The following is a 22,003-nucleotide window of genomic DNA, read 5'->3' as shown; positions in this document are numbered from 1 at the left end:
GGTAGAAGCGCGTGTCGTTGGCAGCATGACCCCGTGACCCATGTGACCGAGTACCCGCTGGTCCAGGGCGGCCGCTCCGCCGCGCTCGCCACCGCCTGCGTCCGCGGCGGAGTCGCCGCCGGACTCGGTCTCGGTGCCCTCGCGGTCCTGGTGGTCGCCGCCTGGATCAGCTCCCCGTACCCCGACAGCGGCCCCGGCGGCGCGCTCCACCTCGCGGCCGGGCTCTGGCTCCTCGCCCACGGCGTGGACCTGGTCCGTACGGACACCCTGTCCGGCCTGGCCGCGCCCCTCGGCATCGTCCCGCTGCTCCTGGCCGCCCTGCCGGTCTGGCTCGTCCACCGGGCCGCCCGCGACACCCTCGACCCGGGGGCTGCCCCGGACCGGCCGCGCCTTTCCGCGAGCGCCGCCGTCGCCTCCGTGGCCGGGGGATACCTGCTGGTCGCCGCCGGGGTCGTGCTCTACAGCGCGAGCGGCCGGCTGCCCGCCGACCTGATCACCGCCGGACTCTGGCTGCCCGCCGTCGCCGTGGGCGCGGCGGGCGCCGGGGTCTGGACGGCCCTCGGCCGCCCGCTGCCAGGGCAGCGCCAGGCGGCCGCGGCACTGCGCGCGGCGGTGCTCGGGCTCGTGACCCTGCTCGGCGGCGGAGCGGTGGCCGCGGCGGTGTCGCTGGCCTGGCACGCGCGCGAGGCGCAGGCCGCGTACGTGGGTCTCGCGGGGGAGTGGTCGGGGCGGGTCGCGGTCCTGCTGCTCGTCCTCGCGCTGCTGCCGAACATGGCCGTGTGGGGGGCCGCGTACGGCCTCGGGCCGGGCTTCGCCCTCGGTACGGGGGCGCTCGCGACCCCGTTCGGCCTCGTCGGAGACCCGGCCGTGCCGCCCTTCCCGCTGCTCGCCGCGCTGCCCGCCGAGGGGCGCGGCACCTGGGTCCACTGGGCGGCGATGGCTGCCCCCCTGGCCGCCGCCGTGGTTCAGGGCCACCGGGTGGGCCGCTCGGCGCGGACCTGGACGGTCCGCGACACGACGCTCACGGCGCTGGGCGCCGCTGGGGGGTGCGGGGTGGCCGTCGCCGTCCTCACGGGCGCGGCGGGCGGCCCGCTGGGCACCGGACGGCTGTCGGCGTTCGGCCCGGTGTGGTGGCAGACGGGCGCGGCGACGGTCCTGTGGGGTGCCTGTCTGGGGGTCCCGGTGGCGTGGGGAGTACGGGCCTGGGGCCGCCGTGCCCCCCGCCCGAAGCCCCTGCCGGTGTCGCCGCCGGCGGGCGGTACGGGAGCGGGTGCGGTGGAGGCCGGTTCGGCGGCGGGTGCGGCGCCCGTGAATGGCCCGGAGACGGGGCTCCCCGCCGCGAAGGGCCCGGAGACCGTTCTCGGCGCCGCCGCCTCCCGGCTCGGCCGCCTCGCCGGCCTTCTCCGCCCCGGCCGCGCCGCGGGCCCCGGGCGGATGCCCGGCCCGGGACAGGCCCCGGAGACCGGCCCGGGTTCCGGCCCCGGCCGGTTTTCCGGACCCGGCCTCGACGGGGGCTCCGGCCTCGACACGGGCTCTGGCCTCGGTCTCGGCCTGGGGTCCGGCCTCGACACGGGCACGGGTCTCGGCCTGGATCCGGGTGTCGGGCCGGGCTCCGGTCTCGCGTCGGGCTCCGGAGGATCCTGGCCGGGCGTCGCGCCCGGGCCCGCCCGGCCCCCGTCGGCTCCCGCCGCCCGGTCGGGCTCCGAGCTCGGTCTCGATGACGACCCGTACGGCGACTCCGCCTTCGAGCCGTACGACTACCTCCCGGCGGCCTGGGAACCCTCCCCGCCGCCGCCCCCGGCCGACGACAGAGGACCTTCCTGACTCCGCGCGCCCGGCACGCACGCGCTCGGCGCACCGAACGGCGCCGCCTGACCCGGCACGCTCGCTCGGCGTACCGAACGGCCGCGCCCGGTCAGGCCGGCACGCACCGGTCGGACAGGCCCCGGGGCGTTACTCCCGGACCCCGAAGCCCGCGCGGAGCGGCTTCGGCAGGAGGTCGTTGCAGGCCAGCTGGCCCGCGTGGGTGAGGGCGTCGTCGCGGCACTCGTAGAAGTCGCTGTAGACGAGCTGCATGGTGAAACCCACCGCGACGATCATCAGGGCCACGCTCGCGGCGACCAGACCGCTGATCGCGGCCGTGCGCATCGAGCGGAGCGGGACCGCCGTGGCGCCCTGTCCGGAGGGCCGGCCCGACGGCTGTCCCGAGGGCTGAGACGCCGCCGCGGAGGCCGGCTGTGATGTCGGCGACAGGTCCGCCGCCTGCGTCGGCTTGGTCCGCAGTGAGCTGATCGCCCAGTAGAGGCCGAGGGCGCCGAGAAGCAGCGCCAGTTCCGGGATCTCGAAGATGGCGAAGAAGAAGGCCCACATGCCGGCGAGAATCGCGTACCGCGCGCGCCGCTGCGCCGGGTCCTTCGGGTCCCAGCGGAGCCCCTGGCGCCCGTTGCCGCCCTGGCCGGGGCCGCCCTCCCGGCCGCCCTGGCCGCCGCCCTGGCGCTCGGGCCCGCGGCCGAAGCCGTCGTCGGAGGGGCCCGGCTGGCGCGGGCTCCAGCGGCCGTCGGACGGCCCCGACGAGTCCGGGGCCCCGGACGCGTCGTCGTCCGAACCCTCCGGTCGCCGTGGCTGCCACGGCTGATCCGGCCGGCCTTCGGGCGGCGGTGCGAACGGGTTGTTCTCGTCCGTGGACTGGCGTTCCGGCATCTGCTGAACGTCTTCCCTCTGTCGTCTCGACCACGGCCGCACCCGTGGTCTCCGCTGCTGTCTCGTCTGCTGCTGCGTGCTGCTCGTCCGCTACGCCGTCCGGGTGTCCGACCGGTGTCGGCCGGGGCGTGCGTCGGCGTCGGACCCTGACGCTACCGCCCTGCTCCGCCCCCGTCCCGTGGGGGCCGTCCGGTGTGCCGGTATCGTTGCTGACGGTCGAGCCATTCGTAGGGTTCCCCGTATCGAGCGGCACGATTCGTTCGTACGACCGCACAAACACCACGGAAAGAGTGACCCAGTGGCTGCCGCCCGCCTCGTCGTCCTGGTCTCCGGTTCCGGTACCAATCTGCAGGCCCTCCTCGACGGCATCGCCGCGGACCCCGAGGGGTACGGCGCGGAGATCGTCGCGGTGGGCGCCGACCGCGACGGCATCGCCGGTCTGGAGCGCGCCGAGCGCGCCGGGCTGCCCACCTTCGTCTGCCGCGTCAAGGACCACGCCACCCGCGAGGAGTGGGACCGGGCGCTGACCGAGGCCACCGCCGCGTACGAGCCGGATCTCGTCGTCTCGGCCGGCTTCATGAAGATCGTCGGCAAGGAGTTCCTCGCCCGCTTCGACGGCCGGGTCGTCAACACCCACCCGGCTCTGCTGCCCAGTTTTCCCGGTGCCCACGGGGTGCGTGACGCCCTCGCCTACGGCGCGAAGGTCACCGGGTGCACCGTCCACTTCGTCGACGACGGTGTCGACACCGGCCCGATCATCGCCCAGGGCGTGGTCGAGGTGCGGGACGAGGACGATGAAGCCGCTCTGCACGAGCGCATCAAGGAAGTCGAGCGCTCGCTGCTCGTCGACGTCGTGGGGCGTCTCGCCCGGCACGGCTACCGCATTGAGGGACGAAAGGTTCATGTCGGTGAACACGGACACCGTTAAGCCCATCCGCCGCGCGCTGGTCAGCGTCTACGACAAGACGGGGCTCGAAGAACTGGCCCGCGGTCTGCACGAGGCCGGTGTCGAGCTCGTCTCCACCGGCTCCACGGCCGGGAAGATCGCCGCGGCCGGGGTGCCGGTCACGAAGGTCGAGGAGCTCACCGGCTTCCCGGAGTGCCTGGACGGCCGCGTCAAGACGCTCCACCCGCGCGTGCACGCCGGCATCCTCGCCGACCTGCGCCTGGAGTCGCACCGCGAGCAGCTCGCCGAGCTGGGCGTGGAGCCCTTCGACCTGGTCGTCGTGAACCTCTACCCGTTCCGCGAGACGGTCGCCTCCGGCGCCACGCCGGACGAGTGCGTCGAGCAGATCGACATCGGCGGCCCGTCGATGGTCCGCGCCGCGGCCAAGAACCACCCGTCCGTGGCCATCGTGACCAGCCCCGGGCGGTACGCCGACGTGCTCGCCGCCGTCAAGGCCGGCGGCTTCGACCTGACCGCCCGCAAGCGGCTCGCCGCCGAGGCCTTCCAGCACACCGCCGCGTACGACGTGGCCGTCGCCTCCTGGTTCGCCGCCGACTACGCCGCCGCCGACGACTCGGGCTTCCCGGACTTCCTGGGCGCCACGTACGAGCGGAACAACGTGCTGCGCTACGGCGAGAACCCGCACCAGGGCGCCGCGCTCTACGTCGACGGCACGGGCGGCCTCGCCGAGGCCGAGCAGCTGCACGGCAAGGAGATGTCGTACAACAACTTCACGGACACCGACGCCGCGCGCCGGGCCGCGTACGACCACACCGAGCCCTGCGTCGCGATCATCAAGCACGCCAACCCGTGCGGCATCGCGATCGGCGCCGACGTCGCCGAGGCCCACCGCAAGGCCCACGCCTGCGACCCGCTGTCCGCGTTCGGCGGTGTCATCGCCGTCAACCGCCCGGTGTCGGTCGCGATGGCCGAGCAGGTCGCCGAGATCTTCACCGAGGTCATCGTGGCCCCCGGCTACGAGGACGGCGCGGTCGAGATCCTCGCCAAGAAGAAGAACATCCGTGTGCTCCGCGCCGACGGCGCCCCGGCCAACCCGGTCGAGGTCAAGCCGATCGACGGCGGCGCGCTGCTGCAGGTCACCGACCGCCTCCAGGCCGAGGGCGACGAGCCGGCGAACTGGACCCTGGCGACGGGCGAGGCCCTGTCCGCCGAGGAGCTCGCCGAGCTCGCCTTCGCGTGGAAGGCCTGCCGCGCGGTCAAGTCCAACGCGATCCTGCTCTCCAAGGACGGCGCCTCGGTCGGCGTCGGCATGGGCCAGGTCAACCGCGTCGACTCCGCGAAGCTCGCGGTCGAGCGTGCCGGCGAGGAGCGGGCGGCCGGCGCCTACGCCGCTTCGGACGCCTTCTTCCCCTTCCCGGACGGCCTGGAGATCCTCACCGCGGCCGGCGTGAAGGCGGTCGTGCAGCCCGGCGGCTCGGTGCGGGACGAGCTGGTCGTCGAGGCCGCGAAGAAGGCCGGCGTGACGATGTACTTCACGGGGACGCGCCACTTCTTCCACTGAGTCGTAGGCGTCGTACGAGTCGACGGACAGCGGGGCGGCCCGCCGGTACCCACGAGGTGCCGGCGGGCCGCCCCGCTCCGCGCCGCGGGCGGCCTGCCGCGAGGCCGGTGCTGACGTCTCCGCCGATCGGGTGGACTCTGGTCTAATGGGTTGCTCTTTTGTCGACCACTGGTAGTGGGGGCGTGGTGTTGGACGTACAGAACAGGTCCGCCGAGGAGGCCGCCACCGGCTCTCGGGGCGCCGCCGGCACCGAGTCCCCGGACGGCCTCCCGCCCGCTCCGCTCCGCCCCTATCTGATCCTCGCGGTCGTCCTGTGCGGTCTGTACTTCCTCTACTCCTGGGTGCAGTACGCGCACTTCCGCACCCCTTCCTGGGACCTCGGCATCTTCGGGCAGTCCGTCCGGGCGTACGCCGAGTTCCGGGCCCCCGTGGCCGACATCAAGGGCCCCGGCTTCCACATACTCGGCGACCACTTCAGCCCGGTCACCGCGCTGCTCGCGCCGCTCTACTGGATCTGGCCCTCGCCGGTCGCCCTGCTCCTCGCCCAGGCCGCGCTCTTCGCCTCCGGCGCCGTCGTCGTCGGCCGCACCACCCAGCAGGTCCTCGGCAGCCGGGCCGCCGGCATCGGGCTCGCCGTCGCGTACGGGCTCTCCTGGGGACTTCAGGAGGCGGTCAAGTCCGACTTCCACGAGATCGCCTTCGCCGTCCCGCTGCTCGCCCTGACCTGCCGGGCCCTGATCCTGGGGCGCTGGACTGCGGCCGTCGCGTGGTCCGCGCCGCTCGTCCTGGTCAAGGAGGACATGGGCCTCACCGTGTCCATGGTCGGCGTCGTCCTCTTCCTGAAGGGGCAGAAGAGGCTCGGTGCGGCCCTGGCCGGCTTCGGCGCGGCGGCCTTCGCCCTGACGGTACTCGTCCTCATCCCGGCGGCGAGCCGGGTCGGTGAGTACGACTACTGGTCCAAGATCGAGAAGACCGGGGAGGGAGCCGACACCTCCTTCGGGCAGGTCGTCGGCGACGCCCTCGCCTCCGGCGAACGCTGGGAGATGGTGCTCTTCCTCCTCGCGATCACCGGTTTCCTCGCGCTGCGCTCCCCGCTGGTCCTGCTCGTCCTGCCCACCCTCGGCTGGCGCTTCCTCTCGCAGGACCCCAACCACTGGGGCATGCACTGGCACTACAGCGCGATCCTGATGCCGGTGGTCTTCCTGGCCCTGGTGGACGGCGTCCGCTCGGTGCGGACCTCACCGCGCGCGTGGCTCGTCTCGTACGGGAAGGTCGTCGTCCCGGTCGCCACGGCGGTCGCGCTCGTCCTCGCCGCGAACCTGCCGCTGCGGGAGCTCCTGAAGCCGGAGACGTACCGGTCGGACACCCGGACCGAGCAGGCGCGGGCGGCGGTCGCCGCGGTGCCGGAGGGCGCGAGCGTGGAGGCGGACGTCTCGCTCCTCGCGCACCTCACGGCGGACCACCGGGTCTACTGGGTGGGCACGTCGAAGGGCGCCACCCCCGACTATCTCGCCTACGACCTGCGCGGCTGGTCGCAGCAGGTGTCGGACCCGGTGCAGCTGGCTTCGCAACTGCACCCGGAGGCGCGGTACGAGATCACGTACCGCTCGGACGGCTTCGCGGTCCTGAAGAGGGTGTGACGCCGGGCTCAGGAGGGTGCGTGAAGTCGGACGAACGGCCGGGTGCGTGAAGCCGGGCGTACGGCAGGGGGCCCGGTTCCGTGCGGAACCGGGCCCCCTGCCGTACGGGCTCAGTACTGCTGCTTGTTGCGGTTGAACCAGGCCGAGCCGTCCGACTTCGCCACGAAGACGATGATCAGGATGCCGAGGACGAGGCCCACGATGCCGAGGGGCAGCGAGAAGAGGCTGAACAGCACGGTGATCGAGGCGTACACGATGGTGCCGATCCGGACGCCGTTGCCGCCGGAGCGGAACTTGGCGGCGAGCACCATGCCGACGACCGCGATGATCAGCGAGAGGACGCCGGCGGCGATCAGGATGCCCTGGCCGAGGTCGGCGAAGGCCTCGGTCTCGGCGGACGAGGCGCCCGCCTTGTCCAGCTCGCTGTCGATCGCGAAGGACATGCCGATCACGGCGAGGCCGCCGATGAGGTTGAAGGCGCCGAGGATCCACATCATCACGCGGGCGGCCTTCACCCCGCCGGACATCTCCGTGACCGCGCCGGGGTAGCCGCCGCCGTACGGGGAGACCGGGGGCGCGGCCGGGTAGCCGTAGCCGCCCTGCTGCGGCGGCACGCCCTGGGGGGCCTGCTGCGGGTAGCCGTAACCGGGCTGCTGGCCCTGGCCCTGACCCTGCGGCTGGCCGTAGGGGTTGTTCGGGTCACCGAAGCTCATCGCGGGATTCCTCCGTGAATCTCTCTGTGCGGGGACGACGCGGCCCGCGCGGAGGACTCTTCACGGCATGTGAGCGGATTCCCCCCGGCACTTTCCGCGGTACTTCGCCGATCATCGTCGTCGTACCGTCGACTTTTTGTCCAGTCGATACCCATCGGAGTTGTGCAAGTGCAACCTGTCGTTCCACGCGCCGGGCCCCTTGCCAGGAGCGAATTGGAACAAGGCGGGGGTCATCCGGGAGGATGTCTCCATGAGCGCCCAGATTCTCGATGGCAAGGCCACCGCAGCCGCGATCAAGTCCGATCTGACCGTCCGTGTGGCGGCCCTCAAGGAGAAGGGCGTCACACCCGGACTCGGAACCCTCCTGGTCGGCGACGACCCGGCCAGCCAGAAGTACGTGGCCGGCAAGCACCGGGACTGCGCGCAGGTCGGCATCGCCTCGATCCAGCGCACGCTGCCCGCCACCGCCACCCAGGAGGAGATCGAGGCGGTCGTACGGGAGCTCAACGAGGACCCGGCCTGCACGGGTTACATCGTCCAGCTCCCGCTGCCCAAGGGCATCGACGAGAACCGCATCCTGGAGCTGATGGACCCGGCCAAGGACGCGGACGGGCTGCACCCGACCAACCTCGGCCGGCTCGTCCTCAACGAGCCCGCCCCGCTGCCGTGCACGCCGAACGGCGTCATCACCCTGCTCCGCGCGCACGGCGTCGAGATCAACGGCGCCGAGGTCGTGGTCGTCGGACGCGGTGTCACCATCGGGCGCCCGATGCCGCTCATCCTCACCCGCCGCTCGGAGAACGCGACCGTGACCCAGTGCCACACCGGCACCCGCGACCTCTCCGCGCACCTGAGGAACGCCGACATCATCGTCGCCGCGGCCGGCGTGCCGCACCTGATCAAGCCCCAGGACGTGAAGCCGGGCGCGGCCGTCCTCGACGTCGGCGTCTCGCGCAACGCCGAGGGCAAGATCCTCGGCGACGTCCACCCGGACGTCGCCGAGGTGGCCGGCTGGATCTCCCCGAACCCCGGCGGTGTGGGTCCGATGACCCGTGCGCAGCTCCTCGTCAACGTCGTCGAGGCCGCCGAGCGCGCGGCCGCGGCGCTCTGACGTGACCTCCGGGACCCCGGGGCGGCCCGGGAACCCGGACGGGGCGGCAGGGGCGGACACCACGGAGCCCGAGGCCGGCGCCTCCGGCCCGGTCACCGCCGCCTCCTCCTCCGCTGCCGCCGGTGGTGTGCGGAGGCCACCGCCCCGCCTGACGACCGATACGGCCCGTCCCGAGGGCGGCGGCCGGGCCGCCTCCGGCGACGCCCCCGCGCCCGCGCGTCAGTGGCCGCTGCTCACCGTGCTCGGGCTCGCCGGGCTCGGTCTGCTGGTGGTGGGGACGGACCCGTTCCCGCAGGCCTTCCGGGTCGGGGCGATCCTGATCGGGGCCGCGCTCCTCGTGGGAGCCGTGATGCGCCGGGTGCTGCCCTCCGTGGGCATGCTGGCTGTCCGGTCCCGCTTCACCGACATGATCACGTACGGGGTGATGGGTGGCCTGATCGTGCTGCTCGCGCTCATGGTGCAGCCGTCGCCCTGGCTGAAGATCCCGTTCCTGGAGGACATCCTCCACCTGACGGTGACCTAGGCGAGCCTCGACCGGATCGTATGAGCGACGGCGCCCGCCCTCTCCCCCGTGGGAGGGCGGGCGCCGTCGTGATCAAGGGTCATGTACTTGCCAAGGCCGGTTCAAGGCCCGTCGGCGCGCTGTGGCACGGAAGTGACCATTCCGCTACCTGGGCTCCGCATCCGGGGCGCGCATCACCCCCGGACCTGCCATCCTTCGGAAGTCGAGGGAGCACGGGACAAGGGGGACCGCACATGCCTGGCTGGAAGGCGCTGCCGGACGAACTCGACCCGGAGGTCCGCGCGTTCACGGAACGGCTCCGCCGGCTGATCGACCGCAGCGGCCTCGGCGTCACCGCCGTCGCCGAGCGCACCGGCCACGAACGGTCCGCCTGGGACACCTATCTGAACGCGCGTCTGCCCGCGCCCCGGGGAGCCGTGGCGGCCCTCGCCGACGTGACCGGAACCGACCCCTCGGAGCTCGCCGCCCACGCGGAGCGCGCGGACCGGGCGTGGCACCGCTCGAACGCGATTGCCGTCGCGGGGGACGGGGACGGTGACGGGGGCGGCGACGGGCATGCGGATGGGGAGGGGTGCGGCGACGGGGACGGTGACCGAGGGGACCGCACCCTGCGGATCCGGCGCCTCGACGGACCGTTCCCGGCACCGGCTTCGCCCCCGGACACGGCCGCTCCCACTCCCCGTACTCCCGCCGCGGACGGCGACACGGCCGCTCCCGCACCCCGTACTCCCGCCACGGCCGGCGACACGGACGTGCCCCCTCCCCGTACTCCCGCCACGGACGCGGACGGGGCCGCGCCCCACCCCCCTACCCCCTCCGCCGCCCCCCGGCGCCGGGCCGTGCTGCTCTACGCCGCCGGAATCGTCGGCGCCCTGCTCGTCGTCACCGCCGCCCTGCTCCTCGTCGATCTGGGCGGCTCCGAAGGTGACGGCGAACGCGTGGCCGCCCCGCCCACCACGACCGCCCCACCCGTCACCCGGCCCGCCACCCTCCCCGCCGGGGTGATGTGCGCGGGAGGCGACTGCGCCGGCCAGGACCCGGAGGCCATGGGGTGCGGCGGGCCCCTCGCCGCTACCGTCGCACGCGCCCGCGTGGGCACCGCCCAGGTCGAGGTCCGCTACAGCGAGACCTGCGCGGCGGCCTGGGCCCGGATCACCGGGGCCGCCCCGGGGGACACCGTGACCGTCGAGGCCGGCGGCACCGAGCGGCGTGCCACCGTCGCCCCGGGGGCCGACACGGCGACGACGGAGACGTACGCGTACACCCCGATGGTCGCCGTCGGTTCCGGCGCCGACGCGCGCGCGTGCGGCACGCTCGCGGACGGGCGCGAGGGCTGCACCAGGGACCGGTGACGGACCGGCAGAGGTCCACGGCCCCTCCGCCGGAGGGGTGGCCGGGGGCGCGCGGACGGGCGGCAGTGAGCCGGACCACAAGGGGTCGGGGATTCAGGGGGGCCCGGGTCGGATAGCCTGACCGCTGGATATCTCTTCATGTCGAGACACCGATCGATCAAGAGAGCTATCCCGCACCAGGGGCAGGGACCCCCACCGCCAGCTGTCTTACGGAGATCGCCATGACCCGCACTCCCGTGAATGTCACCGTGACCGGCGCGGCCGGCCAGATCGGCTACGCGCTGCTCTTCCGCATCGCCTCCGGCCACCTGCTCGGCGCGGACGTGCCGGTCAAGCTGCGCCTCCTCGAGATCCCGCAGGGCGTGAAGGCCGCCGAGGGCACCGCCATGGAGCTCGACGACTGCGCGTTCCCGCTGCTCAAGGGCATCGACATCTTCGACGACCCGAACCAGGGCTTCGAGGGTGCCAACGTCGCGCTGCTCGTCGGCGCCCGCCCGCGTACCAAGGGCATGGAGCGCGGTGACCTGCTCGCCGCCAACGGCGGCATCTTCAAGCCGCAGGGCAAGGCCATCAACGACCACGCCGCGGACGACATCAAGGTCCTCGTCGTCGGCAACCCGGCCAACACCAACGCCCTGATCGCCCAGGCCGCCGCCCCGGACGTGCCGGCCGAGCGCTTCACCGCGATGACCCGCCTGGACCACAACCGCGCGCTGTCGCAGCTGGCCGCCAGGACCGGCGCCTCCGTCGAGGACATCAAGCGCCTCACCATCTGGGGCAACCACTCGGCGACCCAGTACCCGGACATCTTCCACGCGGAGATCGCCGGCAAGAACGCCGCCGAGGTCGTCAACGACGAGGCGTGGCTGGCCGACACCTTCATCCCGACCGTCGCCAAGCGCGGCGCCGCGATCATCGAGGCCCGTGGCGCGTCCTCCGCCGCCTCCGCCGCGAACGCCGCCATCGACCACGTCCACACCTGGGTCAACGGCACCGCCGCCGGCGACTGGACCTCCATGGGCATCCCGTCGGACGGCTCCTACGGCGTCCCCGAGGGCCTCATCTCCTCGTTCCCCGTCACCTGCGTCGACGGAAAGTACGAGATCGTCCAGGGCCTGGAGATCAACGACTTCTCCCGCACCCGCATCGACGCCTCCGTGGCGGAGCTCGCCGAGGAGCGCGACGCGGTGCGCGGGCTCGGCCTCATCTGAGACCGGCCCAACTGAGCCGGAATCACCTGACTTCGGCGCACCGAGCCGGAATCACCTGTGTCCGGCCCACTGAGCCGGAACACCTGAGTCCGGCTCCACACTCTCGGCGCCCCCGGGACGTACGACCGACCGTACGTCCCGGGGGCGCCGTTCTTCCCGCCGACAGGGAACCCCGAACTCCCCTATGCTGTCCCACCGGTTCGCAGCCGAACGAGCTGTCGGAACCAGCGGTCACACACCATCGGGGGAGCCTTGACGCAGTCGTCCGTACCGCAGCAGCCAGGCCGGCCGCCCCAGGCGCCACCGGCCGTCGACCCGCGCCGGTCACCCGCCTCCAGCGAGGCGACCCGGCTGCTCTGCGCCGGCACGTACCTCGACGACGGCTTCCGTGACGCGGTCATCGACCAGCTGTACGTCCACGAGGAGCGCTTCGCCGCCCCCTCCCTCGGCTACGACGCGAGCCGCGTGCTCGCCCACGCCCTGCGCGCCCGCCGCGTGGAACTGGGCTGGGCCGCCGGCATCCTGGCCCTCTGGATCATCGCGGTCCCGCTCACCAAGGGCCTGATCGCCCTCCTCATCGCGCCCTTCCTGGTCCTCGGGCTCGCCCGCTGGGTGCGCGGCCGGTCGGCCGACGCCCCCGTCTACCGTCTCGTCCCCGCCTTCGTCCTGCGCTGGTACGGACGGATCATGCTGCTCCAGTCCGCCCTGTTGCTCCTCTTCCTCGCCCTCGGCGACGAGGACTCCGGCGGCGGATTCCTCGGCGAGGTCTCCGAGACGGGCGAGGTCCTCGACCTCGCGGTGAGCCTCGCCGCGCAGGAGATGTGGGGCATCGGCCCGCTGGAGGTGTGGATCACCGTCGCCGTGCCGCTCCTCGTGGCGTGGGCGGTGGCCACCCAGCGCGGCCAGTTCGCCCGCGCGCTCACCCAGGAGCTGTCCCGGGAACGCTTCCCCGACCAGGCCTCCGACCCGGCCGAGCGGGCCGAGGGCGTCCGCTCCCGCCGCCTGCGCGACCGGATCCGTACCGAACAGCACGCGCGGCTCGTCATGTACGGGGCCGACGACCCGTTCTGCGGAGCCGGTGAGCCGTACGAGCCCTGGTCGCTCTCCGTCGAACTGCGGCCCCGCAAGAACCTGGAGGGCGCGGCGCCCGAACCGCTCGACAACAGCGCCATCCTGCGGCACGTCGTCCCGCTCGTGGAGGCGCTGCGCGTCCCCTCGCCGCACGGCTCGCCGCTGATCCAGGCGGCGGTACGGGACCGGCTGCGCGAGCTGGAGATCGACGAGGTCGTCTTCCTGCCCGTCGACGGACTGCCGGCCCGCGACGCCGCCCCGTACAGCCCCGGGGGCTTCGAGACCCACCGCTCGGGATCCATCGAGGAGGGCGGCGAGAGCCGTCGTCACTTCCTGCGCATCCGGGTCGGCGGCTGGGGCGAGGAGATCGTCACCACCGTCTTCGTCCGCGTCCACACCCAGGGCGGGATGCTGATGCTGGAGGTGGCGCCGCACGTGCTGCGGCCGGTGAAGCCGCTCTACCGGTACGCCGACCGGATCGCCCACCGCTACCGGAACAACCACCACTTCGGCAAGGCGGTCTGGGCCCTGGGCCAGACCCCGCGCTCGGCCGGGCAGGCCCTGGTCACGGTCGGGCGCTCGCTCGTCCACGGCTGGCGGCTGCTCACCGCCGGCCACGCCAACGCGCTCCCCGAGGGCCCCGAGGTCTCGGTCCGCGAGCTCGGCTCCGACGACGAGGCCTCGCTCTTCCAGGAGATGGACGTCAGCCGCTATCTGAAGAGCGTCCAGGACCGGGTCGCGAACGGCGTGACGGTCGCGCTCCGCGAAGCGGGCTACGAGACCGCCGAGTTCGAGCAGAAGATCGTGCACGTCGCCGAGGGCGGCACCTTCATCGAGAACACCAAGGGCAACGTCACCCTCGGCAACCACAACACCGTCACCAGCAAGAGCTTCACCACCGCGACGACCGGAGGCAACCGTGGCTGAGACCGGGAACGGCACCCCTGACCATCGCGCTCCTGGCGGCATTCACGTCACCAACACCGGGGGCAGCGTCACCATCGGCGACCACAACACCGTCACCCACACGGTGAACGGCACCCAGCCGGACCGCGACCCGGAGCAGGAGGCGCTGCTCCAGGCCATCCGCCGGCTCCGCGCCGACCTCGGCGGCGTCGTCCCCTCCGAGCAGACGGCGGCCCTCGACGCCGAACTCTCCGACGCCGAGGACGAGATCGAGGGCACGGGACGGGCCGACGCGGGGCGGCTGACCCGGCTGCGCCGCGCTCTCACGGACGCGGGCGCGGTCGCCGGGATCCTCGCCTCGGGAGTGGCCGTCGGACAGGCCGTCGGCACGCTGCTCGGAGGGTGAGATGAGCGGTCACGGGGGCGGCGGCGAGGCCCGCTGGAACGACGAGACGCAGAGCTGGGAGAGCGGCGGCACGGCGCCGGCTCCGCCGGCGGGGGCCGGGGGCGGCCCCGTCGTACCCCTGGCACCGCCCCCGCCGGAGTACGCGCCGGATCGCGCCCCGGCGCACGCCCCTACGGACGTCCCCGAACGTGTCCCGACGGGCGTCTCCGAACACGTCCCGACGGGCGTCTCCGAGCACGTTCCGACGGGCGGTTCCGAGCACGCCCCCGCGCAGGTCTCCGTGTACGTGCCGGAGGCGGGCGGCTGGCAGCCTTCCCCGCCCGGCACCGCCCCGCAGGCCACCCGGTCCCGTTCGCGGGCGGCGGTCGTGGCCGGGGTCGCCGTGGCCGTCCTGGCGGCGGGCTCCGTGGGCGGCTGGCTGCTCTGGGGCAGGGGCGACGCGCAGCCCCCGGCGGCGGGCGGCCCGCCGGCCTCCGTCCCGGTGGTCCCGGAGACCACCGGACCCACCGACCCCACCGACCCCACCGACACCACTGACCCCGCCGCGCCGTCGTCCTCCGGCACGTCTGCCTCTCCCACCGCCGACGTGCCCCCGCCCGGCTACCGCGCCGTCGAGGACCTCAAGGGCTTCACGGTCGCGTTCCCCGACGGCTGGGACCGCACCGAGTCAGACCAGGGCGTGTTCTACAACGCGCCGGACCGCAAGAGCCTGCTCCAGGTCTTCGTGGTCACCGAGGGTGACCTGTCACCGTACGAGGCCCTCCGAGGGGCATCCGAGGACGGCCGGGCCAACAAGCCGGGCTATCAGGAGATCAGCCTCGAACGGGTCACCGGCGAGGCGGGCGCCCCGGCGGACTCCGCCGAACTGGTGTACGCGTACACCCGGGACGACGGCAGCCGCCGCAAGGTCGTCGACCGGGCCTTCACGGCCGCGGACGGCAACCACTACGCGATCCTGGCCGCAGGACCGGAGAGCGCGTGGCCGAAGCAGCGCGAAGTGCTCAGCGTGGCCCTGCGGTTCTTCCGACCGGGCGCGCACTGACCGGAGGCCTGCCGCCAGAGGCCAGAAGCCGGCCTGCCGCCCTGACACCCGACGTCTGACACCTGACGCCTGCCGGCCCCGTCGCTCAGAGCGCCCCGGCGTCCCTGAGCTTCGCCGCCAGCGCCGTCAGGTCGTCCGCCGCCCGCAGGAGCAGTCCGTCGCCGAAGGTGATCCGGGTCGCGCCGAGCCGGCCGAGCTCCGCGAAGGGCGGATCGCCGGGTCCTGCCAGGGCGTTGAGGGGGAGGTCGCCGAGGGCCGCCCGCAGGACGGGAAGGTCGGCGGGCGGGGCCGCGATCGGGTAGACGCAGTCCGCTCCCGCCGCCGCGTAGAGCCGGGCGCGGGCGATCGCGGCCTCCACCGGCACGGGTGCCCGGCGGATGTACACGTCCACGCGTGCGTTGACGAAGAGCTCGGGCCCCGCGGCGGCGCGCACCTCCGCCAGCCACTCGGCGTGCGCCTCCGCGTCCTTGAGCACGCGGCTCTCGCCGGTGTCCTCCAGGTTCACGCCGACGGCGCCCGACTCCACGACCCGCTCGACCAGTTCCGCCGCGGGCAGCCCGTAACCACCCTCCAGGTCCGCCGTGACCGGCACGGAGACCGCGCGGACGATCCGGGCCACGGCGGCGAACATCTCCGCCGCCGGCGTCGCCCCGTCCTCGTACCCGAGGGAGGCGGCCACGCCGGCGCTCGGCGTGGCGAGCGCCGGGAACCCGGCCGCCTCGAAGGCGCGGGCGCTCACCGCGTCCCACGGGCCGGGCAGCACCAGCGGATCGCCGGCCGCCCGGTCCCGGTGGAGGGCGCGCAGGACCTCGGCCTTCGCGCCCCCGCTCACGCGGAGCGGGGGGTGTAGTGGCCGGGCGTCATCCGGGTGGTGACGGCGATCCGGTTCCAGGCGTTGATCACGACGATCGCGCCGATGACCCGGGCCAGTTCGGTCTCGTCGAAGTGCTCGGCGGCGCGGGCGTACACCTCGTCGGGGACGAAGCCGTCGGTGAGCACGGTGACGGACTCGGTCAGCGCGAGGGCCGCGAGTTCCCGCTCGGTGTAGAAGTGCCGGGACTCCTGCCAGGCGGAGAGCTGCACGATCCGCTCGACGGTCTCGCCCTCCGCGAGGGCGTCCTTGCTGTGCATGTCGATACAGAACGCGCAGCGGTTGACCTGGGAGGCCCGGATCTTGATCAGGTGGTAGAGCGTCGGGTCGATGTCCTTCGCGGCGGCCGCCTCCAGCCGGAGCATCGCCCGGTAGAACTCGGGGACGCGCTCCGCGAGGGGGAGGCGAGGGGCGTGCTCGTGGGCGTACGCGGTGGGGTCGGCGGTCTCGGCGAGGGTGGTGTCGGTGGTCATGTCCTCACCGTACGAGCCAGGTGGCGTAGGAGTATGGTCCATTCCCATGGCAAATGAGTGGGCCAGTTTCGGCACCGACCTCCATCTGGAACTCCGCGGTCCACGCCTTCGTGCCGGCCTCATGGACGCCCTGCGGGAGGCCGTACGCAGCGGGCGCCTGGAGGCGGGCACGCGGCTGCCGTCCTCCCGGTCGCTCGCCGCCGACCTCGGCATGGCCCGCAACACCGTCGCCGACGCCTACGCCGAACTCGTCGCCGAGGGCTGGCTGACGGCCCGCCAGGGCTCCGGCACCCGGGTCGCCCGCCGCGCCGCCGAACCCCGTACGGCGACGCGGCCGCCCAGGAGCCCCGCGCCCGTGCTCTCCCTGCCCCGGCCCTCCGCCCCCGTGCACGACCTGAAGGCCGGCACGCCCGACCTCGCGTCCTTCCCGCGCGCCGAGTGGCTCAGGGCATACCGGCGGGCGCTCACCGCCGCCCCCAACGAGGCATTCGGATACGGAGATCCGCGCGGCCGGATCGAACTGCGCACCGTCCTCGCCGAGTACCTCGCCCGCGCTCGGGGCGTGCACGCCCGCCCCGAGCGGATCGTCGTCTGCGCTGGCTTCATGCACGGACTGATGCTGATCGGCCAGGTGCTGCGGAGCCGGGGTGTCCGGGACGTCGCGGTCGAGTCGTACGGGCTCGGCCTCCACACCGGCCTCCTCGCCGGGGCGGGACTCGGCACCCCGGCCCTGCCCTTCGACGAACGCGGCACCCGCGTCGAGGAACTGGCCGGGCAAGGAGGCTCTGTCGGGGCCGTGCTCATGACGGCCGCCCACCAGTTCCCGCTGGGCGGCGCGCTGCCCCCCGACCGGCGGGCGGCGGTCGTCGACTGGGCGCGGGCCTCGGGCGGTCTGGTCCTGGAGGACGACTACGACGGGGAGTTCCGCTACGACCGGCAGCCGGTGGGCGCGCTCCAGGGCCTCGATCCGGAGCGGGTCGTCTACCTCGGCACCGCGAGCAAGTCCCTCGCCCCCGGACTGCGGCTCGCGTGGATGGTGCTGCCGGAGCGCCTGGCCGGCGAGGTGGCGGCGGCGAAGGGGGCCGTGGATTGGTCGTCCAGTGCGCCGGACCAGCTGGCGTTCGCGGAGTTCCTGGGCTCGGGGGCGTACGACCGGCACGTACGGGCCATGCGGCTGCGCTACCGGCGCCGCCGCGACCAGCTGGTGGCTGCGGTCGCCGCGCACTCGCCCGAGACCCGGGTCAGCGGGATCGCCGCCGGGCTCCACGCCGTCCTGACCCTGCCGCCCGGCACCGAGCAGGCCGTCCTGCGGTCCGCCGCCTGGCACGGCCTCGCCGTCCAGGGCGTCAACCAGTTCCGCCGCCCCACGGTCCCCGCAACCCTGGACGGCCTCGTCGTCGGCTACGCCACACCTCCCGACAGCGCCTGGCAGAGCGCCCTCCAGACCCTCTGCCGGGTCCTGCCCTAGGGGATGCCCTGCCGACCAGGCCGAGCTTCCGTCCCGGCTCAGGGCGCGTCGCGTCCCGAGCTCCCGTCCCGGCTCAGCGCGTGCCGCATCCCGAGCTTCCGTCCCGGCTCAGGGCGCGTCGCGCCCCGACCTCCCGTCCCGGCTCAGGGCGCGTCGCGTCCCGGGCCCCGTCCCGGCTCCGTGGCCGCCGCGTCGCCCAGGTCTCCGGCCGGGTCCACCGCCGGCGCCTCGCCGAAGCGGGCCAGGGTCAGGGAGCCCGCCACGGCCACGGCGAAGCCGACGACCGCGAGCCACCCGAGCCCCTCCCGCGTACGGTCCCCGAGCCAGATCACCCCGACCACCGCCGGCCCGATCGTCTCGCCGAGCACCATGCCCGCCGTCGCCGTGGTCACCGAGCCCCGCTGGAGCGCCGAGGTCAGCAGCAGGAACGCGGCCCCGCCCCCGGCCGGCAGCGCGTACCAGACCGGGTCGGTGGGATCGAAGCCGTCGACCAGCCGGACCGCCACCTCCACCACCCCGAAACCGAGGCCCGCGCCCAGGCCGAGGACGAGCGAACGCGGCCGGTCCGCGAGCCGGCCGCCCACCACACCGAGCAGCAGCACGCCGAACACGGCCGCGAGCAGCGCCCACCGCAGCGCCTCCGAGCCGTCCCGGTGGCCCTCGTCGCCGGAGGCGAGGGCGAGCAGGGCGAGCCCGGCGCAGACCACCCCCACGGCCGACCACTCCACCCGGCTCAGCCGCACCGGCAACCATCGCGAGGCGACGACCGCCGTGACCGCCAGGCTCGCGGCGAGGGCGGCGCCCACCGCGTAGAGGGGCAGCGTCCGCAGGGCGACGACCTCCAGGACGAAGCCCAGACCGTCGAGGCCGAGACCGACCGCGTACCGCCACTGCCGCAGCGCCCGCCACATCAGCGCGACGTCGACGCCCCCGCCGGTCCCCGGTGTCGCCGCGCGGGCCGCCATCGCCTGGAGAACCGAGGCCGTGCCGAAGCAGACGGACGAAGCGAGCGCACAAATCATCCCGAGGAGCACGAAAGGACTCTAGGCGGTGCGGCTTGAAATGACCGGCCTACACTGTGCGGTCGCGACAGACGTGAACGCGACAAGCGTGAGCGTGGAGGCCGCGACCGTGGAGGTCGTGACCGCGAAGGGGAGGCGACGGAGATGCGCAGGCTGAGGTCGAGCACGGTGGTGCTCGGCGGGATGGGCGTGCTCGCGGCGACGATCACCGCGTGCGGCTCCGAGCCGGACAAGCGGTGCGTGGACCCGCTGACGCGGGAGGAACTGCCACGCTACGAGTGCGAGAGCGGCGGCGGCAGGGACGACGACGACTCGACCCACCGGGGCTCGTACTACTACGGAGGCTCCGTCCGCGACAAGCGGGTGAGCGGCGGCAGCTTCGACAAGACCGCCGTCGACACCGGCGGCTTCGGCTGCTCCGGTTCCGGCGGCGGCTGAGAGGGCCCGGCACATGGAACGGCACACGATCGAACCCCGCCCCGGCTGGCAGGAGACGGTGGAGGAGCAGGGGCTCGTCTACCCGCTGACCCGGTACCCGGACGGAACGCTGCGCCCGTACTGGGACGAGAGCGCGTACTACTCCTTCACCCTGCCCGAGGTCGAGGCCCTGGAGGAGGTCGTCGAGGAGCTGCACGCCATGTGCCTGGCGGCGGCCGCGCACATCGTCGAGCGGGACCGGTTCGCCGAGCTCGGGATCACCGATCCGAAGCTCGCCGCCCGGGTCGCCGAGTCCTGGCGCCGCCGTGCCGAACTCCCCTCCCTCTACGGGCGGTTCGACCTGCACTACGACGGTACGGGCCCGGCGAAGATGCTGGAGTACAACGCCGACACCCCCACCTCGCTCGTGGAGGCCGCCAGCCCGCAGTGGTTCTGGATGGAGGAACGGTTCCCCGGCGCCGACCAGTGGAACTCCCTCCACGAACGGCTCGTCGACGCCTGGCGGAAGCAGGCGCACCTGCTGCCGCCGGGACCCCTCCACTTCGTCCACTCCGACGGCGACGAACTCGGCGAGGACCTGATGACGGTCGCGTACCTGCGCGAGACCGCCCAGCAGGCCGGCCTGGAGACCGAGGCGCTCTCCGTCGAACGGATCGGCTGGGACCGGCTCTCCCGCCGCTTCGTGGACGACCGGCTCCGCTTCATCCGCAGTTGCTTCAAGCTCTACCCGTGGGAGTGGCTGACCACCGACCGCTTCGGCCGGCACGTGCTCGACACCCTCGACAACGGCGGCGGCACCGGCACGACCTGCTGGATCGAGCCCGCCTGGAAGATGCTCCTCTCCAACAAGGCGCTCCTCGCGATCCTGTGGGAGCTCTACCCGGGCCACCCCAACCTGCTGCCCGCCTACCTCGACGGGCCGCGCGACCTCGCCACGACCACCGGCTGGGTGGCCAAGCCGCTCCTCGGCCGCGAGGGCGCGGGCGTCACCCTGCACGAGGCCGGCACGGAGCCGTTCGTACGGGACGGGGAACCCTGCTGCTACCAGGAGCTGGCCCCACTGCCGGACTTCGACGGCAACCGGGTGGTGCTCGGCGCGTGGGTCGTCGAGGACGAGGCGGCGGGGCTCGGCATACGGGAGTCGGCGGGCCTCGTCACCGACGAGTACGCCCGCTTCCTCCCGCACGTCATCCTCTGACCGCCCGCACCGCCTTCACGGTGTGGGGCCGGTCAGCCCGACAGAACGCCCCTCAGCTGCTCCAGACCCCAGTCCAGGTCCTCCTTCGAGATCACCAGGGGCGGGGCGATCCGGATCGTCGAGCCGTGGGTGTCCTTCACCAGGACACCCCGCTCCATCAGCTTCTCCGAGATCTCCCGGCCCGTGCCCCGGGACGGGGCGACGTCGACCCCGGCCCACAGGCCCCTCCCGCGCACCGCCTCCACCGCACCGCCGCCCACGAGGAGACCCAGCTCCGCGTGGAGGTGCTCGCCCAGCTCAGCCGCCCGCTCCTGGAACTCGCCCGTCCGTAGCATCGCGATCACCTCGAGGGCCACCGCGCACGCCAGCGGGTTCCCGCCGAACGTCGACCCGTGCTCACCCGGCCGGAACACCCCGAGCACGTCACGGTCGGCGACCACCGCCGACACCGGTACCACCCCGCCGCCCAGCGCCTTCCCCAGGATGTACACGTCGGGCACCACCCCCTCGTGCTCGCACGCGAACGTCCGTCCCGTCCGGCCCAGACCCGACTGGATCTCGTCCGCCACGAACAGCACGTTCCGCCGGCGCGTCAGCTCCCGCACCCCCGCCAGATACCCGGCCGGCGGGACCAGGACCCCCGCCTCGCCCTGGATCGGTTCGATCAGCACGGCCACCGTGTTCTCCGTGACCGCCGCGTCCATGGCCGTCAGGTCCCCGTACGGCACGATCTCGAACCCCGGCGTGTACGGGCCGAAGTGGTCCCGTGCCTCGTGGTCCGTGGAGAAGCTGACGATCGTCGTCGTCCTGCCGTGGAAGTTGTTCGCCGCGACCACGATCTTCGCGTGCCCGTCCGGCACGCCCTTCACCTCGTACCCCCACTTCCGGGCGGTCTTCACGGCCGTCTCGACCGCCTCCGCGCCCGTGTTCATCGGCAGCACCGCCTCCTTGCCGCACAGCTCCGCGAGCTGCGAGCAGAACTCGGCGAACCGGTCGTGGTGGAACGCGCGCGAGGTCAGCGTCACCCGCTCCAGCTGCGCCTTCGCCGCGTCGATCAGACGCCGGTTGCCGTGCCCGAAGTTGAGCGCCGAGTATCCGGCGAGCATGTCGAGATAGCGGCGCCCCTCGACATCGGTCATCCAGGCGCCGTCCGCCGAAGCGACGACGACCGGCAGGGGGTGGTAGTTGTGAGCGCTGTGCGCCTCCGCCGAAGCGATCGCGTCTTGTGTACTCGACACGGGATCTCCGTTCGTCCTGCGGCTCGCGGGATGGACCCGCCGAAGGGGTGTGACCCTGTTTCTATCGTCGCTCGGATGCCGGACCGGGAAACCTCGCGCGCGGCGCGCCCTTCGCGGGTGTCTTGTCGGTCAGGCCGGGCTCCGGCCTGACC

General features: G+C 73.6%; 20 protein-coding genes. 14 read left to right on the top strand and 6 right to left on the bottom strand.

Going from position 1 to position 22,003, the window contains the following annotated elements:
- The first annotated feature begins 33 nt into the window (after window positions 1-33).
- Entirely contained in the window at window positions 34-1,824 is a 1,791-nt protein-coding gene (locus tag ACFVYX_RS09680; RefSeq protein WP_389680810.1) for a DUF6350 family protein, read from the top strand.
- 129 nt (window positions 1,825-1,953) lie between these two features.
- Here ACFVYX_RS09680 and ACFVYX_RS09675 read toward each other — a convergent pair whose 3' ends face one another.
- Window positions 1,954-2,700 carry a hypothetical protein gene (locus ACFVYX_RS09675; protein ID WP_389680809.1) on the bottom strand — a complete coding sequence of 249 codons (747 nt, stop codon included), beginning with the start codon at window positions 2,698-2,700 and terminating at the stop codon, window positions 1,954-1,956.
- Window positions 2,701-2,998: 298 nt separating this feature from the next.
- On the opposite strand from ACFVYX_RS09675, the gene purN reads away from it, so the two are divergent.
- The 3 genes from purN (at window position 2,999) to ACFVYX_RS09660 (ending at window position 6,808) form a co-directional block, all read left to right on the top strand.
- Window positions 2,999-3,628: a phosphoribosylglycinamide formyltransferase gene (gene purN / locus ACFVYX_RS09670; protein WP_389680808.1), complete on the top strand. Its 630-nt coding sequence runs from the start codon at window positions 2,999-3,001 to the stop codon at window positions 3,626-3,628.
- Entirely contained in the window at window positions 3,603-5,168 is a 1,566-nt protein-coding gene (gene purH, locus ACFVYX_RS09665; protein WP_389680807.1) for a bifunctional phosphoribosylaminoimidazolecarboxamide formyltransferase/IMP cyclohydrolase, read from the top strand. Before purN ends, purH begins: the two co-directional genes overlap by 26 nt.
- Window positions 5,169-5,353: 185 nt before the next feature.
- Entirely contained in the window at window positions 5,354-6,808 is a 1,455-nt protein-coding gene (locus ACFVYX_RS09660; RefSeq protein ID WP_389681117.1) for a DUF2079 domain-containing protein, read from the top strand.
- A gap of 110 nt (window positions 6,809-6,918) precedes the next feature.
- Here ACFVYX_RS09660 and ACFVYX_RS09655 read toward each other — a convergent pair whose 3' ends face one another.
- Window positions 6,919-7,521: a hypothetical protein gene (locus tag ACFVYX_RS09655; protein ID WP_389680806.1), complete on the bottom strand. Its 603-nt coding sequence runs from the start codon at window positions 7,519-7,521 to the stop codon at window positions 6,919-6,921.
- Between the two features lie 250 nt (window positions 7,522-7,771).
- Between ACFVYX_RS09655 and ACFVYX_RS09650 the strand changes: the two genes are divergently transcribed.
- The 7 genes from ACFVYX_RS09650 (at window position 7,772) to ACFVYX_RS09620 (ending at window position 15,143) form a co-directional block, all read left to right on the top strand.
- Window positions 7,772-8,632, top strand: a complete 861-nt coding sequence (locus ACFVYX_RS09650; protein ID WP_389680805.1) for a bifunctional methylenetetrahydrofolate dehydrogenase/methenyltetrahydrofolate cyclohydrolase — start codon at window positions 7,772-7,774, stop codon at window positions 8,630-8,632.
- Window positions 8,574-9,155, top strand: coding sequence for a DUF3017 domain-containing protein (locus ACFVYX_RS09645; RefSeq protein ID WP_389680804.1), 582 nt, complete (start codon window positions 8,574-8,576; stop codon window positions 9,153-9,155). The genes ACFVYX_RS09650 and ACFVYX_RS09645 overlap by 59 nt, the downstream gene beginning before the upstream one ends.
- 233 nt (window positions 9,156-9,388) lie before the next feature.
- The gene (locus tag ACFVYX_RS09640) at window positions 9,389-10,507 is read left to right on the top strand and encodes a DUF2690 domain-containing protein (protein ID WP_389680803.1); all 1,119 of its coding nucleotides are present in this window, start codon (window positions 9,389-9,391) and stop codon (window positions 10,505-10,507) included.
- A 221-nt stretch (window positions 10,508-10,728) separates the two neighbouring features.
- Window positions 10,729-11,718 carry a malate dehydrogenase gene (locus ACFVYX_RS09635; protein ID WP_389680802.1) on the top strand — a complete coding sequence of 330 codons (990 nt, stop codon included), beginning with the start codon at window positions 10,729-10,731 and terminating at the stop codon, window positions 11,716-11,718.
- A 252-nt stretch (window positions 11,719-11,970) separates the two neighbouring features.
- Window positions 11,971-13,716, top strand: coding sequence for a hypothetical protein (locus ACFVYX_RS09630; RefSeq protein WP_389680801.1), 1,746 nt, complete (start codon window positions 11,971-11,973; stop codon window positions 13,714-13,716).
- Window positions 13,709-14,101 (top strand): hypothetical protein, encoded by a 393-nt coding sequence (locus ACFVYX_RS09625; RefSeq protein ID WP_389680800.1) that lies wholly within the window; start codon window positions 13,709-13,711, stop codon window positions 14,099-14,101. The genes ACFVYX_RS09630 and ACFVYX_RS09625 overlap by 8 nt, the downstream gene beginning before the upstream one ends.
- A gap of 1 nt (window position 14,102) precedes the next feature.
- Window positions 14,103-15,143, top strand: coding sequence for a hypothetical protein (locus ACFVYX_RS09620; protein WP_389680799.1), 1,041 nt, complete (start codon window positions 14,103-14,105; stop codon window positions 15,141-15,143).
- Window positions 15,144-15,228: 85 nt separating this feature from the next.
- Here ACFVYX_RS09620 and ACFVYX_RS09615 read toward each other — a convergent pair whose 3' ends face one another.
- Both ACFVYX_RS09615 and ACFVYX_RS09610 read right to left on the bottom strand, forming a co-directional pair.
- Window positions 15,229-15,975, bottom strand: coding sequence for an isocitrate lyase/phosphoenolpyruvate mutase family protein (locus ACFVYX_RS09615; RefSeq protein ID WP_389680798.1), 747 nt, complete (start codon window positions 15,973-15,975; stop codon window positions 15,229-15,231).
- Window positions 15,972-16,487 carry a carboxymuconolactone decarboxylase family protein gene (locus tag ACFVYX_RS09610; RefSeq protein WP_389680797.1) on the bottom strand — a complete coding sequence of 172 codons (516 nt, stop codon included), beginning with the start codon at window positions 16,485-16,487 and terminating at the stop codon, window positions 15,972-15,974. Before ACFVYX_RS09610 ends, ACFVYX_RS09615 begins: the two co-directional genes overlap by 4 nt.
- Window positions 16,488-16,533: 46 nt before the next feature.
- Here ACFVYX_RS09610 and ACFVYX_RS09605 point away from each other — a divergent pair, with 46 nt between their 5' ends.
- Window positions 16,534-17,955 carry a PLP-dependent aminotransferase family protein gene (locus ACFVYX_RS09605; RefSeq protein ID WP_389680796.1) on the top strand — a complete coding sequence of 474 codons (1,422 nt, stop codon included), beginning with the start codon at window positions 16,534-16,536 and terminating at the stop codon, window positions 17,953-17,955.
- 143 nt (window positions 17,956-18,098) lie between these two features.
- On the opposite strand, the gene ACFVYX_RS09600 is transcribed toward ACFVYX_RS09605, so the two are convergent.
- Window positions 18,099-18,977, bottom strand: a complete 879-nt coding sequence (locus ACFVYX_RS09600; RefSeq protein ID WP_389680795.1) for a hypothetical protein — start codon at window positions 18,975-18,977, stop codon at window positions 18,099-18,101.
- A 144-nt stretch (window positions 18,978-19,121) separates the two neighbouring features.
- Here ACFVYX_RS09600 and ACFVYX_RS09595 point away from each other — a divergent pair, with 144 nt between their 5' ends.
- Both ACFVYX_RS09595 and ACFVYX_RS09590 read left to right on the top strand, forming a co-directional pair.
- Window positions 19,122-19,415 carry a hypothetical protein gene (locus tag ACFVYX_RS09595; protein ID WP_389680794.1) on the top strand — a complete coding sequence of 98 codons (294 nt, stop codon included), beginning with the start codon at window positions 19,122-19,124 and terminating at the stop codon, window positions 19,413-19,415.
- 13 nt (window positions 19,416-19,428) lie between these two features.
- Window positions 19,429-20,613 carry a glutathionylspermidine synthase family protein gene (locus tag ACFVYX_RS09590; protein WP_389680793.1) on the top strand — a complete coding sequence of 395 codons (1,185 nt, stop codon included), beginning with the start codon at window positions 19,429-19,431 and terminating at the stop codon, window positions 20,611-20,613.
- 32 nt (window positions 20,614-20,645) lie between these two features.
- Here the strand turns inward: ACFVYX_RS09590 and rocD are convergent, their stop codons facing one another.
- The gene (gene rocD / locus ACFVYX_RS09585) at window positions 20,646-21,851 is read right to left on the bottom strand and encodes an ornithine--oxo-acid transaminase (RefSeq protein WP_389680792.1); all 1,206 of its coding nucleotides are present in this window, start codon (window positions 21,849-21,851) and stop codon (window positions 20,646-20,648) included.
- Between the last annotated feature and the right edge of the window lie 152 nt (window positions 21,852-22,003).

This window comes from Streptomyces sp. NPDC058326, from assembly GCF_042879855.1.
Taxonomy (GTDB): domain Bacteria; phylum Actinomycetota; class Actinomycetes; order Streptomycetales; family Streptomycetaceae; genus Streptomyces.
This window is presented reverse-complemented; position numbering and strand designations above follow the sequence as displayed.

Excerpts from the sequence above, each read along its gene's own strand:
- ACFVYX_RS09675 (WP_389680809.1), bottom strand. The coding sequence starts at position 2,700 with ATGCCGGAACGCCAGTCCACGGACGAGAACAACCCGTTCGCACCGCCG.
- purH (WP_389680807.1), top strand. The coding sequence starts at position 3,603 with ATGTCGGTGAACACGGACACCGTTAAGCCCATCCGCCGCGCGCTGGTC.
- ACFVYX_RS09655 (WP_389680806.1), bottom strand. The coding sequence starts at position 7,521 with ATGAGCTTCGGTGACCCGAACAACCCCTACGGCCAGCCGCAGGGTCAG.
- ACFVYX_RS09650 (WP_389680805.1), top strand. The coding sequence starts at position 7,772 with ATGAGCGCCCAGATTCTCGATGGCAAGGCCACCGCAGCCGCGATCAAG.
- ACFVYX_RS09640 (WP_389680803.1), top strand. The coding sequence starts at position 9,389 with ATGCCTGGCTGGAAGGCGCTGCCGGACGAACTCGACCCGGAGGTCCGC.
- ACFVYX_RS09635 (WP_389680802.1), top strand. The coding sequence starts at position 10,729 with ATGACCCGCACTCCCGTGAATGTCACCGTGACCGGCGCGGCCGGCCAG.
- ACFVYX_RS09620 (WP_389680799.1), top strand. The coding sequence starts at position 14,103 with ATGAGCGGTCACGGGGGCGGCGGCGAGGCCCGCTGGAACGACGAGACG.
- ACFVYX_RS09610 (WP_389680797.1), bottom strand. The coding sequence starts at position 16,487 with ATGACCACCGACACCACCCTCGCCGAGACCGCCGACCCCACCGCGTAC.
- ACFVYX_RS09605 (WP_389680796.1), top strand. The coding sequence starts at position 16,534 with ATGGCAAATGAGTGGGCCAGTTTCGGCACCGACCTCCATCTGGAACTC.
- ACFVYX_RS09600 (WP_389680795.1), bottom strand. The coding sequence starts at position 18,977 with ATGATTTGTGCGCTCGCTTCGTCCGTCTGCTTCGGCACGGCCTCGGTT.
- ACFVYX_RS09595 (WP_389680794.1), top strand. The coding sequence starts at position 19,122 with ATGCGCAGGCTGAGGTCGAGCACGGTGGTGCTCGGCGGGATGGGCGTG.
- ACFVYX_RS09590 (WP_389680793.1), top strand. The coding sequence starts at position 19,429 with ATGGAACGGCACACGATCGAACCCCGCCCCGGCTGGCAGGAGACGGTG.